The organism is Thermincola sp. GK-1, assembly GCF_059412445.1.
This window is the reverse complement of sequence record NZ_JBSQAT010000045.1, coordinates 1-1,105: the sequence shown is the minus strand read 5'-3', so window position 1 is coordinate 1,105 and position 1,105 is coordinate 1. Positions and strand designations below refer to the sequence as shown.

Annotated in this window: 1 protein-coding gene and 1 pseudogene; both read right to left on the bottom strand. The window is 44.3% G+C overall.

Annotation, left to right across the window (positions count from 1 at the left end):
- Positions 1-480 (bottom strand): annotated as a pseudogene (locus ACSNJE_RS15915) (IS110 family RNA-guided transposase); the annotation flags it as partial.
- Between the two features lie 12 nt (positions 481-492).
- Positions 493-831, bottom strand: coding sequence for an IS110 family transposase (locus tag ACSNJE_RS15910; RefSeq protein ID WP_495253074.1), 339 nt, complete (start codon positions 829-831; stop codon positions 493-495).
- Between the last annotated feature and the right edge of the window lie 274 nt (positions 832-1,105).

Here is a 1,105-nt window from a genome sequence, read left to right as displayed (position 1 = left end):
TAAAGAATAAGCAGGTATACCCTTGGCCGCCGCAACAATTTGAGCCCGTAAGCCTGAAAGAAGGCGTTTTTGTGTCATGAGAATAGGAATGTATTCTCTAAGAACACGTACGTTTGATTGTTGGGCCACTTTGTAAGGCAAACATGCCCTGGCGGCGGTCAGTAATTTTTGATAGATTTGTTCAGGCCAGTCTTTTCTTTGGCATTTGGATTTTAGATGTTTAACAATATCCTCCTTACATGCGGACAGAACGGCTTCAGGTGTAGGGAATACTGAGATTAGATTGAGAGAAGAGTCACCGCATAGATCAGAAAACACGTCGGTATAGTGTGGGAACAAGAGATCCAGGATACTTTGAAACCTTAATTGTGCTTCGATATAGAGGTTACTGAGGCCGCCGTACAGTCCGCAAAGGTTTCTGAGTTCGGCGATTTCAGGATTAACCGGATGCAGGGGCCTATGCTCATCAAAGTAGTACAATTGAGCAATACGTTAGGCATCAACCTTATCGGTTTTGACTTTACGAACCGCCCTGCGTTTCTGTTGTTTTTGTTCATGAGTTTTAAGAAGGTTTAAAGCAATAACTGAATATCCTGCTTCCATTAAGTTTTGTGTAATAGCCCTGGAGCAGTTGCCGGTAGATTCTAAGATGACCTCTGGCTTTTTGTGGGTTAACAGTTCCAGATTTCTTAACTGCTCAACGAGAGCGGCAAAGCCTGATGGAGTATGTTCCACCCTGAAAGGCTTTCCCATAGGCTCACCGAACGAAAGATAAAAGGCAGCAATACTGTTTTCTTTTGACACATCAAGACTTAACACAGGTTTATACATAGAACTCCTCCTTTTTTTCCAGGACCCTGTTCGGGCACTCCCCACAAGTTCGCCATGTAATCCGGGCTAAAAGCCCAACCAGCTCAAACGTAGTATGAATGCCTTAAGAGGGAATGGACACTTTAGACGACGGGGTCTTAAGCCCCAACAACGCTCACGTCCTAAACCCTGGTTTTATTCCAGTGTAAAGGACAGGAACAAAACAAAAAAGGCCATACCAGTTCAAGCTGGTTATGACCGTATTATACGAACAACGCTGGAAACGGCTGCGCTG